Genomic DNA, 26,684 nt, shown 5'->3' on the forward strand with positions numbered 1-26,684 from the left:
AGGCGGAAGCAACCCAGAGCCGAGGAAAAAGTCTGGATTGCTTCGTTGCCTTCGGCTCCTCGCAATGACGGAGCTCAGGGCATTGTCTTCAATACGTCGCTCGTCCCCCCGAAATGTCGAACACGGCCCCCGTAGAGAATGCGCAATCTTCCGACGCCAGCCACGCCACCATCGCCGCCAGTTCTTCGACCTTCACGAAGCGGCCCTTGGGAATCTTCGACAACATGAAATCGATATGCGTTTGCGTCATCTGGTCGAAGATCGCAGTCTTCGCCGCGGCCGGCGTCACCGCGTTGACAAGGACGTTGTGGGCAGCGAGCTCCTTGCCAAGCGATTTGGTCAGTGCGATCAGGCCGGCCTTGGAGGCGGAGTAGTGCGCCGCATTGGGGTTGCCTTCCTTGCCGGCGATCGAGGCGATGTTGATGATGCGGCCGTACTGCTGCGCCAGCATGGTCGGCACGATCGCCTTGCAGCAGATGAAGGGGCCGTCGAGGTTGATGCGCATCACCCGCTGCCAGTCGGCAAGATCGGTCTCCCACACCGTGCCGTTCCGGCCGGTGATGCCGGCATTGTTGACCAGGATGTCAATCCGGCCGAACGCCTTCAGCGTCGCATCGCGGCCTTTCTCGACCGCAAGGGGATCGGAGACATCGACGTCAAGCGCGATCACGGCATCGCCGATTTCCTTCGCGGTCTTCTCCGCAAGCCTCACGTCGGGATCCCAGATCGCGACCTTCGCCCCGGAGCTGACGAAGCGCTCGGTAATGGCGCGGCCAAAACCCTGCGCACCGCCGGTGACGACAGCGCAGCGATTGTTGAGGTCGATCTGGTTCATGTTGTTTCCTCCCATGAGAGCCCGGCTCTTTGCCAAGTGGCCGGTGCACTCCCTCTCCCCGTTCTTCACGGGGAGAGGGCTGGGGTGAGGGGCAGACGCACCATTGGTGCGAGTTGTTAGATCTGTACCCCCTCACCCGATCGCTGCGCGATCGACCTCTCCCCGCGAGCGGGGAGAGGTGAAGAAAGCAGTTACAGCGTCCAGCCGCCGTCGATGCAGTGGGCGACGCCTGTCGTGAAGGCGCTCTCGTCGCTGGCGAGATAGAGCGCGAGCGCCGCGATTTCCTCAGCTTTGCCGAGCCGGCCCATCGGCTGGCGTGCGATGAAAGTCTCCAGTCCGCTCGGACCTGCGGCGGCGGCGCGGCCGAGCATCGAGGGCGTCTCGATCGTGCCGGGGCAGATGCAGTTGCAGCGAATGCCCTTGCCGACGAAGTCAGCCGCCACCGAACGCGTCAGCGCCGCGACCGCCGCCTTCGTGGCGCTGTAGACGTAGCGGTTGGGCGCGGCCTTGAACACGCCGGCGGCGGAGGCGATGTTGACGATGGTACCGCCGCCACTCTCCAGCATCTTCGGCAGGAAGGCGCGGATCGTGCGGTGCATCGACTTGACGTTGAGATCGAAAGAGAAGTCGAAATCCTCGTCGGAGCAGTCGAGCACCGTGCCGTTGTGCACGAAGCCCGCGGCGTTGAGCAGGATGTCGACCTTGCCGACCTTGTCGGCCATCGCCTTCACAGCGGCTGTGTCGCGGACGTCGAGCCGCGCGGTCTCGGCGATGCCCTCGCTCTTCAGCGTGGCAAGGCCGGTCTCGTCGATATCGGTCGCGAACACGCTGGCGCCTTCGCGCGCAAAGGCCATGGCGCAGGCGCGGCCGATGCCGGCGGAAGCTGCGGTGACAAAGGCGCGCTTGCCCTTGAGGCGGTCGGACATGGATGTCTCCTCGGATTCTTGTCGTGATGTCTCGTCATTGCGAGCGCAGCGACGTGTCCGCCGAAGCCCAGCGGGCGAAGGCGGAAGCAATCCAGGGCCGTGAAAGAAGACTCTGGATTGCTTGGTCCGCTTCGCTCCTCGCAATGACGGTCGTTGCGTCAGTGATTATCCCGCGCCACGCCGACGGTGCCGGCGATGTTGTGATAGCGGGTCGCGAGCTCCATGCAGGCGCCGGTGGCGTGCTGGCCGACGGTGTTGCGATAGAGCTCCTGCCAGGGCGTCTGGTTGGCCGGATGCGGGAAGCCGCCCTTGGCCTTCAGCTCGGCGTGACGCTTCTCAACCTCCTCGTCCGAGATCAGAATGTTGGCCGATCCCTTGTTGAGGTCGATGCGCACGCGGTCGCCGGTCCTTAAGATCGCAAGCCCGCCATTGGCCGCGGCCTCCGGCGAGGCGTTGAGGATCGACGGCGAGCCTGAGGTGCCGGACTGCCGTCCGTCGCCGATGCAGGGCAGGGACAAGATGCCGCGTTTGATCAGTGCCGCCGGCGGCTGCATGTTCACCACCTCGGCGCCGCCGGGATAGCCGATCGGGCCGGCGCCGCGGATGAACAGCACGCAGTGCTCGTCGATATCGAGCGCGGGATCCTCGATGCGGTTGTGATAGTCCTCCGGGCCGTCGAACACGATGGCGCGACCTTCGAAGGCGTTCAGATCCTTCGGGTTGCTCAAGTAGCGGTCGCGGAATTCCTTCGAGATCACGCTGGTCTTCATGATCGCGGAATCGAAGAGATTGCCGCGCAGCACCAGGAAGCCGGCATCCTTCACCAAGGGCTTGTCATAGGACCAGATCACGTCGCCGTCCGGCTTGGCAGCATCGCGGCAATTGTCGCCCATCGAACGGCCATTGACGGTGATCGCATCCTCGTGAATGCGCTTGTGGCGCATCAATTCGCCGACCACGGCCGGCACACCGCCGGCGCGGTGGAATTCCTCGCCAAGATAGAAGCCGGCCGGCTGCATGTTGACGAGCAGCGGCACGTCATGGCCGAGTTTCTGCCAGTCGTCGATGTCGAGCTCGACGCCGATGTGGCGCGCCAGCGCGTTGATATGGATCGGCGCATTGGTCGAGCCGCCAATCGCGGAATTGACCACGATGCAGTTCTCGAATGCCTTGCGCGTCAAAATGTCCGACGGCTTCAGATCCTCCCAGACCATGTCGACGATGCGCCGTCCGGTCTCGTAGGCGATCTGGCCACGCTCGCGATAGGGCGCGGGGATCGCCGCGCAGCCCGGCAGCGACATGCCGAGCGCCTCGGCGAGCCCGTTCATAGTCGAGGCCGTGCCCATGGTATTGCAATGGCCGACGGAAGGCGCCGAGGAGGCGACGATCTCCATGAACTCTTCATAGTCGATCTCGCCGGCGGCAAGCCGCTCGCGCGATTTCCAAACCACGGTGCCGGATCCGGTGCGCTCACCGTCGTGCCAGCCGTTCAGCATCGGTCCGCCGGAAAGCACGATCGCGGGAATATTGACCGTTGCCGCCGCCATCAGGCACGCCGGAGTTGTCTTGTCGCAACCTGTGGTCAGCACCACGCCGTCGAGCGGATAGCCGAACAGGATTTCCACGAGGCCGAGATAAGCGAGGTTGCGGTCAAGTGCCGCAGTCGGACGCTTCCCGGTCTCCTGGATGGGATGGGTGGGAAACTCCATCGCGATGCCGCCGGCGGCGCGGATGCCTTCGCGCACGCGGTGTGCCAATTCGAGATGATGACGATTGCAGGGCGACAGATCGCTGCCGGTCTGGGCGATGCCGATGATCGGCTTGCCGGACTGCAATTCACCGCGCGTGAGGCCGAAATTCAGATAGCGCTCGAGATAGAGCGCGGTCATGCCCGGATTGTGCGGGTTGTTGAACCATTCGCTGGAGCGAAGCTTGCGCTTCGTGATTGGCTTATTCATGAATCCTCCCGCACTGCACACATGCCTTCGCAATGTGCAACATCATTACCTGGCCTCATTTTGCATGTCGCAATTCTCTGCGCAATGTCAGTGGTAAAGACCGAAGACTTACGACTTTGATCCAACGACATCGGCGGAAAAGTCTGCTAAGACGCTTTGCAACAAAACCAGGACCGCGGCAACGGCCGTGGCCATTCCTTAAAGTCTGTGGAGGGAACGGATCTATGTCGTCGGTGCATATTCGCGACGTGCGCAAGTCGTTTGGTGGGTTTGAGGTTCTGCACGGCGTGACCATCCCGATCGAGGACGGCGAGTTCGTCGTGCTGGTCGGGCCCTCCGGCTGTGGCAAGTCGACGCTGCTGCGCATGCTGGCGGGCCTCGAGAACATCACCTCCGGCACGATCTCGATCGGCGAGCGCGTGGTCAACAACGTGCAGCCCAAAGAGCGCGACATCGCGATGGTGTTCCAGAACTATGCGCTCTATCCGCACATGACGGTCGCCGACAATATGGGCTTCTCGCTCAAGCTGCGCGGCGCCAAGGCCGAGGACATCAAGAAGGGTGTGGCGCGCGCGGCCGAGATCCTGGCGCTGACGCCGTTGCTCGATCGCTATCCGCGGCAGCTCTCCGGGGGCCAGCGCCAGCGCGTGGCGATGGGCCGCGCCATCGTGCGCGATCCACAGGTGTTCCTGTTCGACGAGCCGCTGTCCAATTTGGATGCCAAGCTGCGCGTCGCCATGCGCACCGAGATCAAGGAGTTGCACCAGCGGCTGAAGACCACGACGGTCTACGTCACCCACGACCAGATCGAGGCCATGACCATGGCCGACAAGATCGTGGTGATGCATGACGGCATCGTCGAGCAGATGGGCTCGCCGCTCGACCTCTACGACAAGCCGGACAACCAGTTCGTGGCCGGCTTCATCGGCTCGCCGGCGATGAACTTCCTCAATGGCCATCTGAAGTCCAACGGCTCGGCCTATGTCGAGACTGACAACGGCGCCAAGCTGCCGCTGCTGACGGCGCCGAGCGCGTCGGATGGACGGCCGGTGGTGTACGGCGTGCGGCCCGAGCATCTCGAGCTTGCGGGCGACGGCATCGAGGCCGAGGTGATCGTGGTCGAGCCGACGGGATCGGAGACCCAGATCGTCGCCCGCATCGGCACCCAGGACATCATAGCGGTGTTCCGCGACCGGCACGACGTCAACCCCGGAGAGAAGATCCATCTGCGTCCGCGCGCGTCGGCGGCGCATCTGTTCGACAAGGATAGCGGCCGGAGGATTTAAGCGCCGGCCGCTCGACGCAAACCAGAACAACAAAACAAGCGAATAATGATACGGGAGAAAACTTCAGATGGCTGATTTCCTGACCGACCGGCGGTCGCTGCTCAAGGGCGGTGCGACCCTTCTGGCCGCGGCGGCCGCCATGTCCAGCGAGGATCTGCTCGGCTATGCCAAGGCCTGGGCGCAGACCTCGCCGTGGAAGCCCGAGGCCGGCGCCAAGGTCAACCTGTTGCGTTGGAAGCGCTTCGTCGAGGCCGAAGACGTGGCCTTCATGAAGATCGTCGACGCGTTCCAGAAGGCCAACAACGTCACGATCAACGTTTCCAACGAATCCTACGACGACATCCAGCCCAAGGCGTCGGTTGCCGCCAACACCGGGCAGGGGCTCGACATGGTCTGGGGCCTCTATTCGCTGCCGTTCCTGTTCCCAAACAAATGTACCGACATGACCGACGTCGCCGATCACCTCGGCAAGGTCGCTGGCGGCTGGACCGACTCCGGCAAGGCCTATGGCATGCTGAACGGCAAGTGGATCGGCATTCCCGTCGCGGCCACCGGCGGTCTCGTCAACTACCGCATCTCCGCAATGGAGAAGGCCGGCCACAAGGAATTCCCGAAGGATCTCACCGGCTTTGCCGACCTGTTCAAGGCCATGAACAAGAACGGCACACCAGGCGGCATGGCGCTCGGCCACGCCTCGGGCGACGCCAATGGCTGGCTGCACTGGGCGCTCTGGGCCCATGGCGGCAACCTGATCGACAAGAACAGCAAGGTCGTCATCAACTCGCCGGAGACGGCGAAGGCGCTGGAATACGTCAAGGGCCTCTACGACAATTTCACGCCCGGCACCGCGTCCTGGAACGATAGCTCAAACAACAAAGCCTTCCTGGCCGGTCAGCTTTACCTCACGGTCAACGGCATCTCGATCTACGTCACGGCGAAGAAGGAGAACCCGCAGATCGCCGAGGACATGAACCACGCGCATCTGCCGGCCGGCATCGACGGCAAGACGCGTGAACTGCATCTGGGCTTCCCGATCCTGGTCTACAACTTCACCAAGTTCCCGCAGACCTGCAAGGCGTTCACCGCCTTCATGCTGGAGCCGGCGCAGTTCAACCCCTGGATCGAGGCGGCGCAGGGCTATCTGTCGCACTTCCTGAAGGCCTATGATGCCAATCCGGTCTGGACCGCCGATCCCAAGACCACGCCGTACCAGTCGGTGGCAGCGACCGCGTCCACGCCGGCCGGTGTCGCCCAGATGAGCGAGGCGGCAGCCGCGGCGATCGCCGATTTCGTCGTGGTCGACATGTTCGCGAACTACTGCACCGGACGCGAGGACGTGAAGAGCGCGATGGCGACCGCGGAGCGGTCGGCCAAGCGCATCTTCCGCTGAGGACGTGACGCCGGCGTGAGGTGAGCAAAGCGAAGCGTGCCCACCGACGCGCCTTGTGAGCTTCGTCATTGCGAGCGAAGCGAAGCAATCCAGAGCCAGGAAGAAAAGCTGGATTGCTTCGTCGCCTTCGGCTCCTCGCAATGACGAACTCATCGAGACCACGCTTGCTACACTGGAGCTGCTTGAGGGAATGAGTACCGTTCAGACTTCGCTGCCCGCGCGCGCGGTGACCACAGGCGAGCCTTCCGCCTGGTCGCGGCTGCACACCAATCGCAACTTCGTCGCGCTGTGGTTCATGCTGCCGGCCGCCGCCTTCCTGATCCTGTTCCTGGCCTATCCGCTGGGGCTCGGCGTCTGGATGAGCTTCACCGACGAGAAGATCGGCCGTACCGGCATCTTCATCGGCCTGGAGAACTACGAATGGCTGTGGGACGATGCGATCTTCTGGCTCGCGGTGTTCAACACGCTGCTCTATACGATCGTCGCCTCCGCCATCAAATTCGGCATCGGGCTGTATCTGGCGCTGCTCCTGAACCGGCGCATGCCCTTCAAGGCTGTCATCCGCGCCATCGTGCTGATCCCCTTCATCGTCCCGACCGTGCTGTCGGCGATCGCATTCTGGTGGATCTATGACGCGCAGTTCTCGATCATCTCCTGGTCGCTGATCAAGCTTGGCGTCATCACCCAGAACATCAACTTCCTCGGCGATTCCAACTGGGCGCGTGCCTCGGTCATCATCGCCAATATCTGGCGCGGCGTGCCCTTCGTCGCGATCACCTTGCTGGCCGGTCTGCAGACGGTGTCGCCCTCGCTCTACGAGGCGGCGACGCTGGACGGTGCCACCAACTGGCAGCGCTTCCGCTACATCACCTATCCGCTGCTGACGCCGATCATCGCGGTAGTGATGACGTTCTCGGTGCTGTTCACCTTCACCGACTTCCAGCTGATCTGGGCGCTGACCCGCGGCGGGCCCGTCAACGCCACCCACCTGATGGCAACCTTGAGCTATCAGCGCGGCATCATTTCCGGCCGGCTGGGCGAGGGCGCCGCGATCGCGACCGCCATGATCCCGTTTCTGCTGGCTGCGATCGCGATCTCCTGGTTCGGCATGCAACGACGCAAGTGGCAGCAAGGATCCGACCAATGACCGAAACCATGCTGCAGTCAAAAACGGCTGCCCAGGCTACCGTGAATGCGGCGGCGCTCGCCGGCGCTGACGACAGCGAGGGCATGAGCTATCTGGAGTCGCTGCCCAGGCGGCTGATTACGCTCTATCTGCCGCTGTTCATCATCCTGGTCGTGCTGCTATTCCCGTTCTATTGGATGGCGCTGACCTCGATCAAGCCGGACGAACAGCTGATCGACATGAACACCTACAATCCGTTCTGGGTTGTTCATCCGACCTTGAAGCACATCTCCAAGCTCCTGTTCGAGACGCAATATCCGCGCTGGCTCTGGAACACGATGTATGTGGCGATCGGCGCCACCACGCTGTCGATCGTCGCCTCGGTGCTGGCGGCCTATGCGATCGTGCGGCTGCGCTTCAAGGGCGCGGACACCGTTGGCATCCTGATCTTCTTCGCGTATCTCGTGCCGCCCTCGATCCTCTTCATCCCGCTGGCCTCTGTGATCCAGGCCTACGGCCTGTTCGACTCGCCGCTGTCGCTGATCCTGGTCTACCCGACGCTTCTGATCCCGTTCTCGACCTGGCTGCTCATGGGCTACTTCAAGACCATCCCGTTCGAGCTCGAGGAATGCGCGTTGATCGATGGCGCCAGCCGCTGGCAGATCCTGGTCAAGATCGTGGTGCCGCTGGCGATCCCCGGGCTGATCTCGGCCTTCATCTTCTCGTTCACGCTGTGCTGGAACGAGTTCATCTACGCGCTGACCTTCCTGCAATCGACGCCGAACAAGACGGTGCCGGTGGCCATCGTCAACGAGTTCGTCGACGGCGACATCTACAAATGGGGCTCGCTGATGGCCGGCGCGCTGGTCGGCTCGCTGCCGCTCGTGATCCTTTACGCGTTCTTCGTCGAGCATTATGTCTCGGCGATGACCGGCGCGGTGAAGGAGTAGCGAACACGCTGCTTGTGAGTGAATGCAGATGGTGCCGCACGAGCAGTGCACCCTCTCCCCTTGCGGGAGAGGGTGGCGCCGTCGAGGCGATGCAAAGCATCGCCGGGAGGCGCCGGGTGAGGGGTCTCTCTCCGCGAAGACGGAGTTCGTGGCGCCAACCCCTCACCCAATCGAGTCCGCGGCTGACTTCTGTGCAGCCCTCTCCCGCAAGGGGAGAGGGCGCATTCACGAGCATCGCTCGGTGATCGATTGCAGAATAAGAACAGACAATAAGGAGTATCCCCTTGCATATCCTGGTTCTGGGCGCGGCCGGCATGGTCGGCCGCAAATTGGTCGAGCGCCTGGTGCGCGATGGCAGGCTCGGCAATGCCGAGATCAGCAAGCTGACCCTGCAGGACGTGGTGGCGCCGACCAAGCCTGAGAAGGCAGGTTATCCGGTCGACATCGTCGCCGGCGATTTCGCCGTCCCGGGCTTTGCCGAGAAGCTGGTTGCAGGGCGGCCCGACGTCATCTTCCATCTCGCCGCGATCGTCTCCGGCGAGGCCGAGCTCGATTTCGACAAGGGCTATCGCATCAATCTCGACGGCACGCGGATGCTGTTCGATGCCGTCAGGGTGATCGGCGGGGGCTACAAGCCGCGGCTGGTCTTCACCTCGTCGATCGCGGTGTTCGGCGCGCCATTCCCGGACGCGATCGGCGACGAGTTCTTCCACACGCCGCTGCTCAGCTACGGCACCCAGAAGGCGATCGGCGAATTGCTGCTGGCCGACTACACCCGCCGCGGCTTCTTCGATGGCGTCGGCATCCGCCTGCCGACGATCTGCATCCGCCCCGGCGCGCCGAACAAGGCGGCGAGCGGCTTCTTCTCCAACATCCTGCGCGAGCCGCTGGCAGGCCAGGAGGCGGTGTTGCCGGTCTCCGAGGACGTCCGCCATTGGCACGCGACGCCGCGCTCCGCGGTCGGCTTCCTCTTGCACGCCGCGACCATGGACACGGCCAAGATCGGCCCGCGCCGCAACCTCACCATGCCCGGCCTGTCCGCCACCGTCGGCGAGCAGATCGCCGCGCTCAGGCGTGTCGCCGGCGAGAAGGTTGCCGCACGGATCAAGCGCGAGCCCGATCCCTTCATCGTCGGCATCGTCGCCGGCTGGCCGCGGAACTTCGAGGCCAGGCGCGCCCGCGAGCTTGGATTCACCACGGAAGAGCATAGCTTCGATGACATCATCCGTATTCACATCGAGGACGAATTGGGCGGAAACTTCGTCGGCTGATTTGAGCGCGATCTTAGGAGAAGAATCATGACAGCCAGCATCGTCGGATGGGCGCATACACCATTCGGCAAGTTCGACGCCGAGACTGTGGAAGGCCTCGTCGTCAAGGTCGCGAATGAAGCCTTGGCCGACGCCGGCCTCGCCGCATCCGACGTCGACGAGATCGTGCTCGGCCATTTCAATGCGGGCTTCTCGCCGCAGGATTTTACCGCGTCGTTAGTGCTGCAGGCCGACCCCGCGCTGCGCTTCAAGCCGGCCACGCGGGTCGAGAATGCCTGCGCCACCGGCTCGGCCGCGGTGCATCAGGGTATCCGCGCGATCCAGGCCGGCGCGGCGAGAACCGTGCTCGTCGTCGGCGTCGAGCAGATGACGCGCACGCCCTCGGCCGAGATCGGCAAGAACCTCTTGAAGGCGTCCTATCTGCCGGAAGACGGCGATACGGTCGGCGGCTTTGCCGGCGTATTCGGCAAGATCGCCCAGAGTTATTTCCAGAAATATGGCGATCAGTCCGATGCGCTCGCCATGATTGCCGCCAAGAACCACAAGAACGGCGTCGCCAACCCCTACGCGCAGATGCGCAAGGATTTCGGCTTCGAGTTCTGCCGCGCCGAAAGCGAGAAGAACCCTTACGTCGCCGGCCCCTTGAAGCGCACCGACTGCTCGCTGGTGTCCGACGGCGCCGCGGCACTGGTACTGACCGGTGCCGAGACCGCGAAGAGCATGCGCAAGGCCGTGAGCATCCGCGCCACCGCGCATGCGCAGGATTTCCTGCCAATGTCAAAGCGCGACATTCTGCAGTTCGAGGGCTGCACTGTGGCCTGGCAGCGCGCGCTGGAGAAGGCCGGCGTCAAGCTCGACGATCTTTCCTTTGTCGAGACCCATGACTGCTTCACGGTCGCCGAGCTGATCGAATACGAGGCGATGGGCCTGACGCCCAGAGGGCAGGGCGCCCGCGCCATCAAGGAGGGCTGGACGCTCAAGGACGGCAAGCTGCCCGTCAATCCCTCGGGCGGCCTGAAGGCCAAGGGCCATCCGATCGGTGCCACCGGCGTCTCCATGCATGTGATGACGGCGATGCAGCTGACGGGCACGGCGCCCGAAGGCATGCAGCTGCCGAACGCGAAGCTCGGCGGCATCTTCAACATGGGCGGCGCGGCCGTCGCCAATTACGTCTCGATCCTCGAGCCGGCGAAGTAGGGCCTGTGAGATGAAGGTGGGCTCGTGATGTGAGGCAATCGCGTAGCCACATCATCGGTGTCGTCCCGGCCTTGCGCCGGGACCCATAACCACCGTCCAAAGTGTGGCGAAAGCCGTCAGCCATTGTGCCTCATCGAGAGGCCGCAACATATGGGTCCGGGCGCAAGGCCGGGACGACAGCGGTGGCAAAGGTGGCACGGGATGCCGTGGCCCGCCGGCGCTGCAGCGTGTGCTTCGCTCGCGCACTTCAACCATTCTCTCGGGGCTACTTCTGGCGTGTTACGAGCAGCCCGACCACCGACGCGATGACAAGCAGCGCGCCCAGCGCCATGATGATGCCGACCTGCTCTCCCAGCACCGCCCAGCCCAGCAGCAGTGCGATCAGCGGGTTGATGAAGGTGTAGGTCGCCACCAGCGTCGGCGATACCTGCTTCAGCAGCCAGATATAGGCGGCGAAGGCGAGCACCGTGCCGGCCAGGGTCAGATAGATCCAGGCGCCGGCAGCCGTCAGCGACACTGCGGAGACATCGAACGCTGCGAACTCGCCACGCCGCGCACCCAGCAGCACGAGAACGGCGCCTCCTGCTGATAGGCTGATGCCGGAGAACGCGACCTCCCTGTCCTTTGGCGACCAGCGCTCCGAAAGAATGGTCCCCACGGCCCAGGAGAATGCGCCAGCGACGAGCAGCGCGATATCCGCATAGGCCGTGCCGCCGGGCGTGTCGTTGCCCCCGCCCATGACGACGAGCGCAACGCCGCCAAGTCCTGCCGCGAGCAGGCCGAGCTGTTTCCATCCGGGGCGCTGTCCGCCTGGCATCACCGCGCCGATCAGCGCGATCCAGAACGGAATGGTGGCGAGAAGGATCGCGGCGAGCCCGCTCGACACCCGCTGCTGCGCATAGGCCAGGATGCCATGACAGCCGACGAACAGGAGCAGCCCGCAGATGGCCGCGCGCACCCATGTTGGCGCATCGACGGTCCGGCTGCCGAGCCATGCCGCGCCGAGCAAGAGGCCTCCGCCCACCAGGGATCGCGAGCCCATCAGTAGGAACGGTGGGATCGAATGGAGCGCGAGCGCAATCGCCAGATAGGTTCCGCCCCACACCAGATAGATCACAGCAAAAGCTGCCGCTATCGCAGGTTTGGAGGATCGCATTGTCCGTAACCATTTAAACGGTTATGTTGTCCTCCAACCCGATCCGACGGAATTCGTTCCGCAGCCAGGATGCATCGTGCCGACCAAGCTCTCCCAACAATCCGAAGATCTCGCGATCCGCTTCGTGAACACGGTCGCCTGGCGGCTGAAGGATCCCAGCGAGGAGCGCCTGGGTTCCCCTGAGGCTCTGCTGCGCTGGCTGGAGCAGAACGAGTTGATTTCCGCGGGCGAAAGCCGGCGCCTGGCGTCAGCCTGGAAGGCGCGGCCGGACGCGGCCAGCGCCGCCCACGACAGCGCCTTGCGATTACGCGAGGCCATCTACGCGATGTTTCTGAGCGTGATCCGTCAGCGCCCGGCCGACGCTGCGGTCATGGCGTATCTCAGCGAATTCATCGGCCGTCCATCCACGCTGCGCCTTGGATGGCACGAGGGCCGGCCGAGCTGGCGCGCAACACAATTGCCGGACGCGACGGATGATCTGCTGAAGCCGATCGCGCTGTCAGCGGCCGCGCTGGTCACCGGTCCGCGCGCTGACAGGCTCAAGCAATGCGCGGACGAGCGCGGCTGCGGCTGGCTCTTTGTCGATGACAGCAGGCTCAAGAACCGCCGCTGGTGCTCGATGGGCGATTGCGGCAATGTCGCCAAGGCGCGGCGCCACCGCGCCCGCGCAGCCGGCGGAACTTGACCAGATGCAGCTACGGATCACCGAGCGGATCAGGTGCCGGCCGAAGAGGTTTTCGGGGGCGATCTTCAGAGGCTACTTGCCGCGCCATATCATCTCCTCGGTCCAGCCCAGCTCGGCGAACTCATTAGCCCGGAGCGGAGCCTCATCAGCCGCAAAGAATTCGTCGAGCTGAGGCGGCGCAACGCTCGTTGCTGAGAGCATTGCATGCGCCTGGCCCCGGTGATGGATGTCGTGCTGGAACAGATGCATCAGCAGGCGATCGCAGCGCTCGTTCTGCACCCGCGTGTCGCGATTGATCCGGACGATATCGGCGAGACCCGCCGGTGTCAGTGCCTCGCAGAAGGCGATCAGGCGCCGATCTAGCGCGGCCTGTGCCGGCTTTAGCTGCGCAAGCAATGGAAACGGCACTTCGTTCTCCCAGGCGCGCGGGCCGAGCCATCCACCTTCCAGCGCATCGATATAGAAGAGGTCGATGACGTAGATGTGGTTCAATGTGCGCTTCAGGCTGGGGAAGAAGCCGGTCCGCGCGGCCGCGAATTCCGCCTCGCTCAATCGTTCACATGCCGTGAGCAGGCGGTGGTTGGCGAAGGCATTGTTGTAGGCGAACGCCCGAAAGGGCTGAATGAGGTCGGCTGGCATTGGTTGCTCTTGGTGCGGAAGGCAGACATCATGCGATCGATGTCACTATAAGCGTCACGCGCTGGGAACGCAGGCGCGAATGGACGCAGTTGTTTGCTGCATTCCCTTCGGGATCGACCGGTTTGCCCGAGACGGAACGGCAGGCTCTCCGCCGCCGCCAGTTCCTGAGGGAAAATCGGGGCTGCCGAAACGCGATTTCTGCGAGTGAGGACAGGCTGATTTGGCTGTCCAGCCCTGTCGGCAAAAATATTTTGCTTTCGCCTTTTCAGAAATGCGTGTATGGTGGCGCCGTCCCGCTCCGATCCGAGGGGCGCTTCGCGATCGTCACGAACGTTGGCGCGGGATGCGATGGCCGCCGTGTGTCAGGTGCTTTTGCGCAAGACGACTGGCACCGCGGCGGACGGTGAAATCGTGTGGTCCTGGCATCCCGGTGCTGATGCCAAGCCTTGCGAAGATGATCTCGCAAGGTGACGGGGGCGAGAACGCCGGTCCCCGAGGAGAGCGCGTATAAGCCGTAACACTATCGCGCAGGGAAGGCCGGGTTGTTTCGGCCAAACCTGTGGTGACTGCCGCCTGCTTTTCTTTCTGCAGGCGGGCCATGGGCGAGGCCAACGCCCGGTCTTCCCCATAGGCGTTAAGATAATGCGGGCATCGATTGATATCGTCGTTTTCGAGGTGGCTCGTAGAGGTGCCGGTCCAGTACCCGTTTGCTGTGATGGAGGCGGCGGATGGTTGGTTGTGGAATGATTGCTTGTAGCAAGGACGCAATGAGTTGCTGCAAGACACGCCAAGCGCCAGGTGTCGTCAGGCGGCCTGCGTCCAGTGGGGAGAGTCCTCGAACTCGCGGACAAGCGGTTCGAGCAGCAAAATGATCAAGAGATGAGCCAGCAGGTAGGGCTTGGCGGAGCGCGGATCGGTTCCAGGCGGTGTCTTGAGGCCGATCAAACTCTTCAATCGCTTGAAGCCGAGTTCGATCCGCCATCGCAGTCTGTAAAGCGCAAGCACATCTTCGACGGTGAACTCGTCCGGCGCTAGCGAGGTGACCAGGATGACCCAATCCGCCGCTTCCAAAGTTTCTTTAGAGATGGTGCGGTTTTCGTCTTGGGCGTCTCGCCGGGCTTTACGACGCGACGCGGCAGCCGCATCGGCAGACTTCTTGACTGCGATCAGACGCATAGCCAGAGGCGCGCCGGCCTTGCGTTTGATCCAAATCGGCCGATCGATCAGTCCGCGGGCGTTCCCCGCCCGTAATTCGGCTATCAGATCGAGCGGATAGCCTTTGGCATCAAGCCAACGTGCGTTCTTCCAGCCCGCTCGGATCAAAACATCTGCACCAGCTTCGAGCACTGCCGAGATGCGATCAGGTTGTAGATAGGCGCGGTCAGCAATACGGATCTCACCCTTGACCACTGGTATGCGGTCAAACGTCTCGCCCTCTTGCTGATCTGTCAGTTCGAAATGGCCAAACCGCTCATATGGCAGATCAAATGCACTATGAATGCGCCAAAGCTCGCTGTTCTTGCGCGCAGCCGGCCCTGCCTGAGGCACTGTCGTGGCATCGATGATACGGATCAGACGGCCTCGGCTCGCCTTTGGCGCCGCCGCCGCGAGCAAGCGCTCCACAAGCACGGTAAACCAATCGCCACATTGACGCAGGCGGTAGAACAGCGCCACGCTACTCAGATTGGCAAGGCCAACAGAAGCAGCCCACGCGGCCGTCGATCTTAACCCTCTTTCACCCAGACAATAAGCCAGCATCAGCCGAAGCAACGCCACCGCATCAGGGATCCGCCGTTGCCGCACGAAAGCTTTCGTCTGGCGCGCGCTGCTCTCGAGCTGCGCAGCCCCACCTAGCTGCGTAACGACGCTCGCCCAGTCTTCGTTCAAAAGCGATCTCGTGTCATCCCATGTTCGAATCACGAACGATTCCAACACGCAAGACTAAACTTAACGCCTATGCGGTCTTCCCTGCGCCCTCCGATCGACGGAGGGTGGTTTGCCGGAATAGCTCGGACGCAAACGCGCCGCGAGAACGATGATGCATATTCAGTCGTCATGCCCCGCGAGGCGGGGCATCCCGTACGCCGCGGCAGTCGTGAGGACTCGATATGCCGGCGTTTACCGGATCGCCCGGTCCCGTCTTCGCCTCTCGGCTTCGACGCGGCCGCACACTCGGGGGGGGGGGCGCGCCGAAGCTTCAGCGAAGGCGGCAAGCCGGGCGATGACAGCGATGATGTGGCGCGCAGGGAGCGGCTGCAGCGCGAGCTTAGCGCATACCCCCATACGCCAGCCATGCTTGCGCTCGCGACGCCGCTGCCGTTAGGTCGACTGGAAAACAGATAACAGGGAGCCGACGCCGCCATGGGACCGCTTGCCGGCATCAAGGTCATCGACATGACAACGGTGTTGATGGGGCCTTATGCCACCCAGATGCTCGGCGATTATGGCGCCGACGTCATCAAGGTGGAATCGCCGGAGGGCGACGTGACGAGGCTGATCGGTCCGACGCGCCATCCCGGCATGGGGCCGGTGTTCCTCAATACCAATCGCAGCAAGCGCTCGATCTGCCTCGATTTGAAGAAGCCAATGGGTCGCGAGGCCGTGCTGCGGCTGCTGAAGGACGCCGACGTGCTGGTCTATAATGTCCGCCCGCAGGCGATGGCGCGGCTCGATCTCGGCTACGACGTCGTCTCCGCACTCAATCCGCGGCTGATCTATGCCGGCGTGTTCGGCTTCGGCCAGGACGGTCCCTATGCGGCCAAGCCTGCCTATGACGATCTGATCCAGGGCGGGGCGGGGCTCGCGCATCTGATGGCGCTCGGCGGAGACGACACGCCGCGCTATGTGCCGAATGCGCTGGTCGACCGTATCGTCGGCCTCACGGCCGTGGGCGCGATCTGCGCGAGCCTCGTGCATCGCGACCGCACCGGCCGTGGCCAGCGCCTGGACATCCCGATGTTCGAGACCATGACCGGCTTCGTGATGGGCGACCACATGGGCGGCCTCACCTTTGACCCGCCGCTCGACAAGGGCGGCTATGCGCGGCATCTGTCGCGCGACCGCCGGCCCTACAAGACATCAGACGGCTATCTCTGCGTCATCGTCTACAATGACAAGCAGTGGAACGCGTTCTTCGAGGCCTCCGGCCGCAGCGATCTGCGCGATGACCCGCGCTTTGCCACCTTCGCCGGCCGTGCGGCGAACATCGACGCAGTCTATGGCGAGCTCGCGCGCATCTTTCTGACCCGCACCACCGGCGAGTGGACCGAGCTGCTGACCAAGGCCGATGTGCCCGTCATGCCGATGCACGATCTCGAGAGCGTGCTCGAAGATCCGCATCTGGTCGTGACCGATTTCTTTCCTGTGGTCGCGCACCCGACCGAAGGACCGATCCGCAGCATGCGGGTCTCCGCAACCTGGTCCGAGACCAAGGCCGAGCCGCAGCGGCTGGCACCGCGCCTGAACGAGCACGGCGAGGCGATCCTGCGCGAGGCCGGATTTTCGGATGATGAGATCGCCGCGATGATCCGCGACGGCGTGACCCGCCCTGCGCCATCGGCAGTGAAGGAGTAAGCCATGGATTTCGCGCTCTCTGCCAATCAGGAATCGATCCGCGATGCCGTGGCGAAAATCTGCGCGCGTTTCGATGATGCCTATTGGTTGAGGAAGGACAAGGAGGGCGGCTTTCCCTCGGACTTCCACAAGGCCATGGCCGAGGCCGGCTGGCTCGGCATCTGCATTCCTGAAGCGTATGGTGGCTCTGGGCTGGGCATTCTCGATGCCGCGATCATGATGCGCACCATCGCGGAATCCGGCGCCGGCATGTCCGGCGCATCTGCGATCCACATGAACGTGTTCGGGCTCAATCCGGTCGTGGTGTTCGGCACGAAGGAGCAATGCGCGCGCATGCTGCCGGGCATTGTCGACGGCCGTGAGCGCGCCTGCTTCGCCGTGACCGAGCCGAATACGGGCCTCAACACCACGCAGCTGAAGACCCGTGCGGTGCGTCAGGGCGACAAATATGTCGTCAACGGCCAGAAGGTGTGGATCTCGACGGCGCAGGTCGCCGAGAAGATCCTGCTGCTCGCGCGGACCACGCCGCTCGAGGAGGTGAAGAGCCCGACCCATGGCCTCAGCCTGTTCTACACCGATTTCGATCGCAGCCGCATCACCGTGCATGAGATCGAGAAGATGGGCCGCAAGCCGGTCGATTCCAACGAATTGTTCTTCGAGGATTTCGAGATCCCGGTCGAGGATCGCTTGGGAGAAGAGGGCCGCGGCTTCGAATATATCCTGCACGGCATGAATCCGGAGCGCATCCTGATCGCGGCCGAGGCGGTCGGGCTAGGCCATCTCGCGCTGTCGCGCGCCTCTGGCTACGCCAAGACCCGCAACGTCTTCAACCGGCCGATCGGCAAGAACCAGGGGATCCAGCATCCCCTGGCGAAGAACTGGATGGAGCTGGAGGCGGCGTGGCTGATGACCTTGCAGGCCGGCTGGCAATACGACCAAGGCCTAGCCTGCGGCCCTGCGGCGAACGCGGCGAAATATCTCGCGGCAGAGGCCGGCTTTCATGCCTGCGAGCAGGCCATGATGACCCATGGCGGATTCGGCTACGCCAGGGAATACCACGTCGAGCGTTATCTTCGCGAATCCCTGATCCCGCGCATCGCCCCGATCAGCCCCCAGCTGATCCTGAGCTTCATCGCCGAGAAGGTGCTCGGCCTGCCGAAGTCGTATTGATGATGGTGAGAGCAATCGTGATGGACGCACGCTGCTTCGCTCCGCTCCCCCTTGCGGGGAGGGGTTGGGGGTGGGGGTCCCCACACGAAGACCGTTTGTGGAGCACCCCCCTCCCTGGCCCTCCCCTGCAAGGAGGGAGCAAAGAGCGGCAGCGAGGGTGACCCTATGAGCTACATCACCGGCACGGGCCTCACGCCTTTCGGCAAGCACGAGGGCCGCTCCTCGCTCGACCTGATGAGCATGGCGGCACAGCTCGCGCTCGACGATGCCGGGCTCAAGCGTGCCGACATCGACGGCATCCTCTGCGGCTATTCCACGGTGTCGCCGCACATCATGCTCGCGACCGTTTTTGCCGAGCATTTCGGCGTCCAGCCATCCTATGCCCATGCGGTGCAGGTCGGCGGCGCCACGGGGCTCGCGATGGCCATGCTGGCGCATCATCTGGTCGACGCCGGCCTCGCTCGCCACGTTCTGGTGGTCGGCGGAGAGAACCGGCTGACCGGGCAAAGCCGCGACGCCTCGATCCAGGCCTTAGCGCAGGTCGGCCATCCCGACTACGAAGTGCCCCTGGGGCCGACCATCCCTGCCTATTACGCCCTCGTCGCCTCGCGCTACATGCACGAATACGGCGTCACGCAGGAGGACCTCGCCGAATTCGCGGTGCTGATGCGTAACCATGCGCTGAGCCATCCCGGCGCGCAGTTCCACGAGCCGATCAGCGTCACTGATGTGATGGCGTCAAAGCCGGTGGCGTTGCCGCTGAAGCTGCTGGATTGCTGTCCGGTGTCGGATGGAGGCGCGGCCTGCATCGTCAGCCGCGAGCCGGCAGGCGATGCGCAGATCAAGGTGCGCGGCTGCGCCCAGGCGCACACGCATCAGCATGTCACAGCAGCGCCCGCACTTGGCGAGCTGGGTGCCGAGATCGCGATCGCAAGAGCCAAGACGGCGTCGGGACTATCGATCAGCGACGTGCGCTACGCTGCCGTCTATGACAGCTTCACGATCACGCTCGCGATGCTGCTGGAGGACCTTGGCCTCGCGGGGCGGGGCGAGGCGGCTGCGCAGGTGCGGGCCGGCTATTTCAGCCGCGACGGCGCGGTGCCGCTCAACACCCATGGCGGCCTCTTGAGCTACGGTCACTGCGGCGTCGGCGGCGCGATGGCGCATCTGTCAGAAGCGCATCTGCAGATGACGGGCCGCGCCGGCGCGCGGCAGGTGCGGGACGCCTCGGTCACGCTGCTGCATGGCGATGGTGGCGTGCTGTCGTCCCATGTCAGCATGTTTCTGGAGCGGGTGCGCTGATGCAGGCTCCGGACTGGACCACGGGCGATCCCGCCATTCGATATCAGCGCTGCGCGCGGTGCGGCCACGTGCAGTATTTCCGGCGTGACTTCTGTGCCGCCTGCGGCGCGATCCATCTCGCTGAGGAGACGGCAAGCGGCGAGGGCACGGTCTATGCGACGTCGCTGGTCTGCCGCGCCGCGTCGCCGGAGACGCGGGCGCATGTGCCCTACAACATCGTGCTGATCGATATGAAGGAAGGCTTTCGCATGATGGCGCACGGCGCAGGCGATCTTGCGATCGGCGATCTCGTTACCGCTGGCTTCGTGCAATTCGCTGGCCGACTGGTGCCTTACTTTGAGAAGGCAACAAGATGATTGACGAGCTGACTGCCGTGCAACCTTGTACCGCCATCCGGGTAGCCGGGGCGGGACGATACTCCAAACTACAAACTTCGCCCCGCCCCGTATCGCTGCGTGCGCGCGCGATACCCGTTAACACTCGATACGCTTACTTCTTACGCGGACTCAAACTCGTACAACGCGGACTCGAACTCATTACCTGCTGGCACCGACGCGAAACTGATACGGCCCAACTCGATACTCACTCAACCCTACGCAACCCTTACTCGACCGAATGAGCCAGTGCTCGGCTCACGTCTCACCCTACTGGCGGAGAGCAAACTGATACGCAGAACCCCCAAACAGCGCTTCACCGCCAGTAGAAGAGGACGCTGGCGATGACGAGCAACGCTGTCACCGCCAGCATGTGCGCGAATGCTTCCGACGTCGCCCTCTTAGTGGCTTCCCTCATGCCGTTCCTCCCTGGACACTGGACACGACTCTTCGTTGCGCAAGAACGCACGCAACGTCGGCTGGATTTTTACTCGGAACACCCCCGCGTCGATGTCCGCTTCGCGAGTCCCCACTCGGCGTCGATCGACAGTTCCAAAGATCGTCTGGTAATGCGGCGCCAATTGGGCTCGCTTATGTTGCTCCTGCGTCGGAGTGCCGGTAACGTTTGGGCGATCAACGACAAAAGCAGTGATTTCAGGGAGGAACCCGATGGCCCGCATCGACTATGCCGATCCTGCCGGTTTCAGCGAGCGGACCCGCGAGCTGCTTTCGAAGAATCGGAACGCTAATATTTTCCGCATGCTGGCGCATTCGCCTGATCATCTGGAGCAATATTGCCGGCTCGGCGGCGCCATTCGCCATAAAGGCGAGCTCGATCCTGTGGTGAGGGAACTCGCGATCACGCGCACCGGCATCCTGTGCGAAGCCCCTTACGAGGTCGTGGCCCACAAGCGAATCGGCAAGAACGTCGGTGTCACCGACGAGCAGAATGTGGCGATCGAGAATTGGCAGAGCGCCTCATGCTTCAATGAGGTGCAGCGTGCCGCATTGGCCTTCACCGACGAGATTGTGACGCTGAAGCGTCCGACTGATGCCACATTCAGGGCAATTGCCGCAAAATTGTCACCAGCTGCGCTGGTCGAGCTGCAGCTCGCGGTCGGATTCTACGTGATGACATCCAGGTTCCTCGAAACGTTCATGATCGACATGCAGCAGGCCGAGGAGATCATCTAAGGCGACATTGTGACGTTACCTGATCCGTGTATGACGGCGAATTTGGTCAAAGTCGTCAGGGAACATCGATGGACAATGGGTGGGAAAGTTCCGCGCAGGCGTGGATTGATTCGGTCGGCGAGCGCGGCGATTGGGGGCGCGAGCACGTGCTCGATCCGGCGATGCTGGCGCGGATCGGCAACGGGCGCTTTCGAAACGCACTCGATGTCGGCTGCGGCGAGGGACGCTTCTGCCGGCTGCTTGCGGCACGCGGCATCGCCGTCACCGGGATCGATCGAACGCCGCCATTGCTGGAGACGGCGCGCAAGCGCGACCCTGCAGGAGACTATCGGTTCGGTCGTGCGGAACAGCTCCACTTCGAAAGCGCGAGCTTCGATCTTGTCGTCAGCTACGTCACGCTGGTCGACATTGCCGATTTCAGGACCGCGATCCGCGAGATGGCGCGGGTGGTGCGGCCGGGCGGTGTGGTGCTGATTGCAAACCTCAACGGGTTTACCTCCGCTGGCGCAGAGCAGGGCTGGGTGAAGGACGAGGCTGGGCGCCATCTGCATTTTCCAGTCGACCGCTATCTCGACGAATATCCGTTCTGGTTCGCCTGGGCAGGCATTCGGATCGAGAACTGGCACCGCCCGCTGTCGGCCTATATGGCCGCGTTCCTCGAAGCCGGGCTCAACCTGACCTTCTTTGCCGAGCCCGCGCCGGTGTCGGGCGATGCTGCGCATCAGGAGCGCGCCCGGCGCGTGCCGTGGTTCGTGGTGATGGAATGGCAGAAGCCGGCCGTGTCCTAATCCGCTTTCAGCACATCGAGCCGTGCATTGGCGACGATCAGCCGGTCCGCGAGCAGCTTGGCCAGGTTGCGCATGATGGTCTCTCCGGCTTTCGGATGCTGCATGCGAAAGCGTTCGAAGTCGCTGAGCGCGATCTCGAACGCGGTCGCGGAGAAATCGGCGAATACATCGGCCGAGCGCTGCGGCTCGATCAGCGCCATCTCACCGAAGGCTTGCCCCGCGGTGAGGGTGGCCAGCCTGACGCCGTCAGGCAGCGTCACATGGACCACGCCGGAGCGCAGGAAGAACAGCGAGGTGGCGGGATCGCCGGCGGCGATGATGCGCTCGCTCTGCTGATAGAGGTTGATCGTGGCAAGCGCGGCGAGCTCGGCAATTTCGGCCGCCGTCAGTCCGGCCAGCAGAGGCTGCTCGCCGAGTTCGGTGGTTTCGAGAAAGTCGATCGCGCCGCCATAACGGTAGACGATCTGATCCTCGGCCCATTCGATCGCGGTATCGAGCAGATAGAAGTCGCGGACATTGGAGATATCGCCGGTGAGTGCGGTGATGTCGTTCCACTCCGGCGAGGAGCGACGGACGCCAGAGAGGATGACGGTGACGTGGAACTCGGCGAGCTCGTGGAACAGCTCGACCAGCAGACGCAGGCCCGCCGGCGTCATCGCGGTGACGCGGCGCAGGTCGAAGATGACGAATTGCGGCCGGATCGGACTGCGCGCGAGCTGGCGCGAGACGTAGTCGGCATTGGAGAACGACAGCGTTCCGACCAGCTCAAGGACGCGCACGGCGTCCGGATGCTGCGCCAGAATGTTGCGTTCCTGGACCCTGCGGCTGCGCCGCGACGGGCTGGCACCGATGTCATAGTCGGCGATGATTGCGCTGCGCGCATCGTCGCTGCGGTTGAGCATGTGCAGGTCGTAATGCGACGACAGCGCCTCGCACACGTGGATGCCGCGCACGCTGTTGCCATGTTTGTCGAGCCGCGGCGAATAGCTGCCAAGCCCGAGCCGCGCGGGCAGGCTGGCGAGGATGCCGCCGCCGACGCCGCTCTTGGCGGGAATGCCGATGCGGTAGATCCATTCGCCGGCATAATCGTACATGCCGCTCGACGTCATCACCGACAATGTCCGCGCCACCGCATAGGTGCTCACCACCTGCTCGCCGGTCACCGGGTTGACGCCGCGATTGGCGAGCGTCGCCGCCATGACCGCGCAATCGCGCGCGGTGACCAGCACGGCGCATTGCCGGAAGTAAACGTCGAGCACGGCGCCGACATCGACCGTGATGACATCGGAATTGCGCAGGAGATAGCCGATGGCGCGGTTGCGGTCGCCGGTCGCGCGCTCGGAGGCAAACACCGCTTCGTCGACGTCGAGCGCGCGTCCGGCAAACCGGCTCAGTGCATCGCGGATCGTCTCGAAAGCATTCTCGCCCTTGGTCTCGCGAATGAGGCCGCTGCAGGCGATCGCGCCGGCATTGACCATCGGGTTGAACGGATGATTCTCCGCGTTGAGCCGGATCGAGTTGAAGGGATCGCCGGAGGGCTCGACGCCGATCACGCTCTCGACTCTGGCTGCGCCCAGCGTGTCCAAGGCCAGCGCAAACACAAAGGGCTTCGACATCGACTGGATGGTGAAAGGGATGCGGCTGTCGCCGATCTCGTAGACATGGCCGTCCAGCGTCGCGAGGCTGATGCCGAAATGCGCAGGATCGGCCTTGCCGAGTTCGGGGATGTAGCTCGCGACTGCGCCGTCATCATCGCTGCGGAAATCCGCGTGGCAGGCCGCGAGAAAGCGTTGCAGCGGCGGCATCGAGGCCGCCCAGGCTTGAGGATTTTGCGGATTGCGGAGAGCCTTGGCACGCGGCCCGGGCTGCGCAGGGGACATGGTCAAACTCGCCGGAGATGGAGCTCGGCGGCGGTTATGTCGCAGCCGGGCACGATCAGCCAGCCCACAGTTTGCCCAAGGCAGATCAAATATTACCGCCGCTCACGTTTGAAGCGTGCTCAGGCTGCGACGATCGCGACCACCTGGCCCTCGGCCACCACATCGTCGAGCTTCACCAGCAACAATGTCAGCGTGCCGGCGGCCGGCGAGGGCACCGGTATTTCCATCTTCATGGCTTCGACAAACACGATGTCATCACCGGCACTGACACTGCCGCCGATTTCCGCCGGCAGCGCGCAGACGCGACCTGCGACCTCGGTCACGACCTTGATCTCTCGCATTCCACTCCCCGGCGCAGCGTCTTGTGCCAGCACGCTAGCAACGCTGGTTTTAATACACGGCTTTTTGTTGTGGCAGCAGATTGCCTGAGGTAGCTTGTCCTTCAAGTGGAATTTCATTCCGCACAGCGAAATTAGAGGGAAGCGCAGCGCATGGGACGACGCTCGGAGCGACTGAGCAGGGTGGGAATGCTCCCTGGTGATATGACCGGGGAAGGGGATGTCATTCAGGTGGTGTCGCGGGCGTTCGATGTGCTCCGCTGCTTCGAAGGACACGAGGCGCGCCTCGGCAATCTGGAGATCTCCAATCGCTGCGGGCTGCCGCGTTCGACGGTATCGCGCCTGACACACACGCTGACGCGGATGGGCCAGCTGGTCTATCTGCCGCGCGACCAGAAGTACCGCATCGGGCCGAGCGCAGTGGCGATGAGCACCTCGATGACGCGCGGCTTGCAGCTGCGCAACCTGATCCGCCAGCGGCTGCAGGATGTCGCCGAGCAATTGCCAGGCACGGTCGGCTTCGTGATCCCCGATCGCTTTCATCTCGTTTATCTGGAGTTCGGCCGCGCCGCCAACGCGCTCGGCTTGCACGAGACCACCGGCAGCCGGATCTCGATGGCGAGCACAGCGGCAGGCCATGCCTATGTGGCCGCGCTGGAGCCGGAAGTTGGCGACGCGCTGCTGGTCGAGATGGAGCGGGAGATGCCGGAGGCGGCGCAGGCGCTGCGTCCGCGGCTTGCCGCCAACCGGCTGCATCTCAAGGAGCATGGCTATGTCACGGCCTGCGGCCTGTGGAGCCCGCATATCAACGGCCTGGCGCTGCCGCTGTGGTCGCCGCAGTACCAGACCTTTGTCGTGCTGACGATCGGGCTGCTTTCGGCGATGTATGACGAGGCGCGTCTGCATGAAGAAGTAGCGCGTCCCATGCTTGAGCTCGGCCGCACTGTCGGTGCGCTGCTGCAGGGCGCCGAGGCCGAGATGTTCAACGGTCGGATCGACAGAAAACCGCTCCCGGTGACGCCCAAGAACAATATCAAGAACAATCACAAGAACACCGACACGATCACCCGGCCGGAGGAGATGAATGGTCTGGAAGCCCGAGCTCGACGAACTCAACCGGCGCGAAGCCTTCGCGCGGGAGATGGGGGGCGTTGAGAAGGTCAAGCGCCAGCACGACCAGGGCCGGCTCACCGTCCGCGAACGCATCGAGGGATTGATCGACCGCGGCAGCTTCCACGAGATCGGCGCTATCGCCGGTCTCGGCGAATATGACGAGCGGGGCGAGCTCAAGCATGTGACGCCCGCGAACTGCGTGTTCGGCCGTGCCAGGATCGACGGCCGCACCGTGGTCGTGGTCGGCGACGACTTCACTGTGCGCGGCGGTTCGGCCGATGCCTCGATCTCCGCCAAGCCGCTGATGGCCGAGGAGATGGCGCACGACTTCCGTCTGCCGATCATCCGCATCATCGAAGGTTCGGGCGGCGGCGGCTCGGTGAAGACGATCGAGACCAAGGGCGCGGCCAACCTGCCGGGCGGCATCGGCGGCAATCGCTGGTATCGTTATACGACGGAGAACCTGTCGCGCGTCCCGGTGGTCGCGCTGGGCCTGGGCTCGGTCGCGGGGCTGGGTGCCGCGCGGCTCGCCGCCAGTCATTATTCGATCATGACCAAAGCGTCGGCGATGTTCGTCGCCGGCCCGCCCGTGGTGAAACGGCTCGGGCAGGATCTCGGCAAGCAGGAGCTTGGCGGCGCCGACATCCAGACCCGCGCCGGTGCGGTCGACCATGCAGTGGACACGGAGGAGGAGGCGTTCGCCTGCGCGCGGCGCTTCCTGTCCTATCTGCCGCCGTCGGTCCATGAGCTGCCGCCGACCGTGCCGTGCACAGATGATCCTGAGCGCCACGATGAGGCGCTGCTCAATGCCGTGCAGCGCAACCGCCGCCAGGTCTACAAGATGCGGCCGATCATCGAGTCCGTGGTCGATCATGGCTCGTTCTTCGAGGTGGCGCAGAATTTCGGCCGGCCGATCATCGTGGGGCTGGCGCGCCTCGAGGGCCGCGCGGTCGTGGTGCTCGCCAGCGATCCCTTCCATTATGGCGGCTCGTGGACGGCGGACGCCTGCCAGAAGGTGGTGCGCTGGGTCGACTTCGCCGAGACCTTCCATTTGCCGATCGTCTATTTGATGGATTGCCCTGGCTTCATGATCGGGCTGGAGGCCGAGAAGGCCGCCACCATCCGTCACGGCGTGCGCGCGATGGCCGCCGTCAATCAGTCGACCGTGCCGTGGTGCACGGTGATCGTGCGCAACTCGTTCGGCGTTGCCGGCGTGGTGCATCAGCCCGCGGACCGCTTCTCCGTGCGCTATGCCTGGCCGTCGGCCTATTGGGGCTCGCTGCCGCTGGAAGGCGGCATCGAGGCGGCCTATCGCGCCGAGATCGATGCTGCCCCCGATCCGAAGGCGAAGCTGAAGGAGATCGAGGAGCGGCTCAACAAGCTGCGTTCGCCGTTCCGCTCCGCCGAGAAATTCTGGGTCGAGGAGATCATCGATCCGCGCAAGACGCGCGCGCTGCTCTGTGAGTTTGCGCGCCTCGCCGAGCCGCTGCGCACGCCGGGCCCGCCGGCCGCGATGACGACGAGGCCGTGAGC

General features: G+C 63.8%; 23 protein-coding genes. 15 read left to right on the plus strand and 8 right to left on the minus strand.

The features are described from left to right. Positions 1-88: 88 nt before the first annotated feature. The 3 genes from P6U24_RS16085 to P6U24_RS16095 form a co-directional block, all read right to left on the minus strand. Positions 89-835 carry an SDR family NAD(P)-dependent oxidoreductase gene (locus P6U24_RS16085; RefSeq protein ID WP_407160046.1) on the minus strand — a complete coding sequence of 249 codons (747 nt, stop codon included), beginning with the start codon at positions 833-835 and terminating at the stop codon, positions 89-91. A gap of 191 nt (positions 836-1,026) precedes the next feature. Then, positions 1,027-1,761, minus strand: coding sequence for an SDR family oxidoreductase (locus tag P6U24_RS16090; RefSeq protein WP_407160047.1), 735 nt, complete (start codon positions 1,759-1,761; stop codon positions 1,027-1,029). 158 nt (positions 1,762-1,919) lie between these two features. Beyond that, positions 1,920-3,719, minus strand: coding sequence for an IlvD/Edd family dehydratase (locus P6U24_RS16095; RefSeq protein WP_407160048.1), 1,800 nt, complete (start codon positions 3,717-3,719; stop codon positions 1,920-1,922). 224 nt (positions 3,720-3,943) lie between these two features. Here P6U24_RS16095 and P6U24_RS16100 point away from each other — a divergent pair, with 224 nt between their 5' ends. The 6 genes from P6U24_RS16100 (at position 3,944) to P6U24_RS16125 (ending at position 10,939) form a co-directional block, all read left to right on the plus strand. Beyond that, positions 3,944-5,005 (plus strand): ABC transporter ATP-binding protein, encoded by a 1,062-nt coding sequence (locus P6U24_RS16100; protein WP_407160049.1) that lies wholly within the window; start codon positions 3,944-3,946, stop codon positions 5,003-5,005. Between the two features lie 67 nt (positions 5,006-5,072). Next, positions 5,073-6,395 (plus strand): ABC transporter substrate-binding protein, encoded by a 1,323-nt coding sequence (locus tag P6U24_RS16105; protein WP_407160050.1) that lies wholly within the window; start codon positions 5,073-5,075, stop codon positions 6,393-6,395. Positions 6,396-6,585: 190 nt separating this feature from the next. Next, complete coding sequence (locus tag P6U24_RS16110) at positions 6,586-7,542, plus strand: carbohydrate ABC transporter permease (RefSeq protein ID WP_407160051.1); 957 nt, start codon at positions 6,586-6,588, stop codon at positions 7,540-7,542. Then, positions 7,539-8,471, plus strand: a complete 933-nt coding sequence (locus tag P6U24_RS16115; RefSeq protein WP_407160052.1) for a carbohydrate ABC transporter permease — start codon at positions 7,539-7,541, stop codon at positions 8,469-8,471. The genes P6U24_RS16110 and P6U24_RS16115 overlap by 4 nt, the downstream gene beginning before the upstream one ends. A 284-nt stretch (positions 8,472-8,755) precedes the next feature. After that, positions 8,756-9,742, plus strand: a complete 987-nt coding sequence (gene denD / locus P6U24_RS16120; protein ID WP_407160053.1) for a D-erythronate dehydrogenase — start codon at positions 8,756-8,758, stop codon at positions 9,740-9,742. A 27-nt stretch (positions 9,743-9,769) separates the two neighbouring features. Continuing rightward, positions 9,770-10,939: an acetyl-CoA acetyltransferase gene (locus P6U24_RS16125; RefSeq protein WP_407160054.1), complete on the plus strand. Its 1,170-nt coding sequence runs from the start codon at positions 9,770-9,772 to the stop codon at positions 10,937-10,939. A gap of 265 nt (positions 10,940-11,204) precedes the next feature. On the opposite strand, the gene P6U24_RS16130 is transcribed toward P6U24_RS16125, so the two are convergent. Next, the gene (locus P6U24_RS16130; protein ID WP_407160055.1) at positions 11,205-12,095 is read right to left on the minus strand and encodes an EamA family transporter; all 891 of its coding nucleotides are present in this window, start codon (positions 12,093-12,095) and stop codon (positions 11,205-11,207) included. Between the two features lie 76 nt (positions 12,096-12,171). On the opposite strand from P6U24_RS16130, the gene P6U24_RS16135 reads away from it, so the two are divergent. Beyond that, positions 12,172-12,780, plus strand: coding sequence for a CGNR zinc finger domain-containing protein (locus P6U24_RS16135; RefSeq protein ID WP_407160056.1), 609 nt, complete (start codon positions 12,172-12,174; stop codon positions 12,778-12,780). 72 nt (positions 12,781-12,852) lie between these two features. Here the strand turns inward: P6U24_RS16135 and P6U24_RS16140 are convergent, their stop codons facing one another. Both P6U24_RS16140 and P6U24_RS16145 read right to left on the minus strand, forming a co-directional pair. Further along, the gene (locus P6U24_RS16140) at positions 12,853-13,419 is read right to left on the minus strand and encodes a DinB family protein (protein ID WP_407160057.1); all 567 of its coding nucleotides are present in this window, start codon (positions 13,417-13,419) and stop codon (positions 12,853-12,855) included. An 804-nt stretch (positions 13,420-14,223) separates the two neighbouring features. Next, a complete protein-coding gene (locus P6U24_RS16145) occupies positions 14,224-15,306 on the minus strand; it encodes an IS4 family transposase (protein ID WP_407155089.1) in 1,083 nt (360 codons plus the stop codon). A 474-nt stretch (positions 15,307-15,780) separates the two neighbouring features. Between P6U24_RS16145 and P6U24_RS16150 the strand changes: the two genes are divergently transcribed. The 6 genes from P6U24_RS16150 to P6U24_RS16175 all read left to right on the plus strand — a co-directional run bounded on the left by P6U24_RS16150 (position 15,781) and on the right by P6U24_RS16175 (position 21,820). Then, on the plus strand, positions 15,781-16,992 hold the full coding sequence (locus tag P6U24_RS16150; RefSeq protein WP_407160058.1) for a CaiB/BaiF CoA transferase family protein: 1,212 nt from the start codon (positions 15,781-15,783) through the stop codon (positions 16,990-16,992). A gap of 3 nt (positions 16,993-16,995) precedes the next feature. Beyond that, a complete protein-coding gene (locus tag P6U24_RS16155; protein ID WP_407160059.1) occupies positions 16,996-18,162 on the plus strand; it encodes an acyl-CoA dehydrogenase family protein in 1,167 nt (388 codons plus the stop codon). A 165-nt stretch (positions 18,163-18,327) separates the two neighbouring features. Beyond that, positions 18,328-19,464 (plus strand): thiolase family protein, encoded by a 1,137-nt coding sequence (locus P6U24_RS16160; RefSeq protein WP_407160060.1) that lies wholly within the window; start codon positions 18,328-18,330, stop codon positions 19,462-19,464. Continuing rightward, positions 19,464-19,820: a Zn-ribbon domain-containing OB-fold protein gene (locus P6U24_RS16165; RefSeq protein WP_407160061.1), complete on the plus strand. Its 357-nt coding sequence runs from the start codon at positions 19,464-19,466 to the stop codon at positions 19,818-19,820. The genes P6U24_RS16160 and P6U24_RS16165 overlap by 1 nt, the downstream gene beginning before the upstream one ends. A gap of 687 nt (positions 19,821-20,507) precedes the next feature. After that, on the plus strand, positions 20,508-21,032 hold the full coding sequence (locus tag P6U24_RS16170) for a carboxymuconolactone decarboxylase family protein (RefSeq protein WP_407160062.1): 525 nt from the start codon (positions 20,508-20,510) through the stop codon (positions 21,030-21,032). 68 nt (positions 21,033-21,100) lie between these two features. Next, positions 21,101-21,820 (plus strand): class I SAM-dependent methyltransferase, encoded by a 720-nt coding sequence (locus tag P6U24_RS16175; protein ID WP_407160063.1) that lies wholly within the window; start codon positions 21,101-21,103, stop codon positions 21,818-21,820. On the opposite strand, the gene glsA is transcribed toward P6U24_RS16175, so the two are convergent. Both glsA and P6U24_RS16185 read right to left on the minus strand, forming a co-directional pair. Continuing rightward, the gene (gene glsA / locus P6U24_RS16180) at positions 21,817-23,700 is read right to left on the minus strand and encodes a glutaminase A (RefSeq protein ID WP_407160064.1); all 1,884 of its coding nucleotides are present in this window, start codon (positions 23,698-23,700) and stop codon (positions 21,817-21,819) included. The genes P6U24_RS16175 and glsA overlap by 4 nt on opposite strands. A 119-nt stretch (positions 23,701-23,819) precedes the next feature. Then, complete coding sequence (locus P6U24_RS16185) at positions 23,820-24,041, minus strand: acetyl-CoA carboxylase biotin carboxyl carrier protein subunit (protein ID WP_407160486.1); 222 nt, start codon at positions 24,039-24,041, stop codon at positions 23,820-23,822. Between the two features lie 150 nt (positions 24,042-24,191). On the opposite strand from P6U24_RS16185, the gene P6U24_RS16190 reads away from it, so the two are divergent. Together P6U24_RS16190 and P6U24_RS16195 are read left to right on the plus strand one after the other, a co-directional pair. Further along, positions 24,192-25,193, plus strand: a complete 1,002-nt coding sequence (locus P6U24_RS16190; protein ID WP_407160065.1) for an IclR family transcriptional regulator — start codon at positions 24,192-24,194, stop codon at positions 25,191-25,193. Next, positions 25,123-26,682, plus strand: coding sequence for an acyl-CoA carboxylase subunit beta (locus tag P6U24_RS16195; protein WP_407160066.1), 1,560 nt, complete (start codon positions 25,123-25,125; stop codon positions 26,680-26,682). Before P6U24_RS16190 ends, P6U24_RS16195 begins: the two co-directional genes overlap by 71 nt. Positions 26,683-26,684: the final 2 nt, after the last annotated feature.

This window comes from Bradyrhizobium sp. STM 3557, from assembly GCF_045571465.1.
Taxonomy (GTDB): Bacteria; Pseudomonadota; Alphaproteobacteria; order Rhizobiales; family Xanthobacteraceae; genus Bradyrhizobium.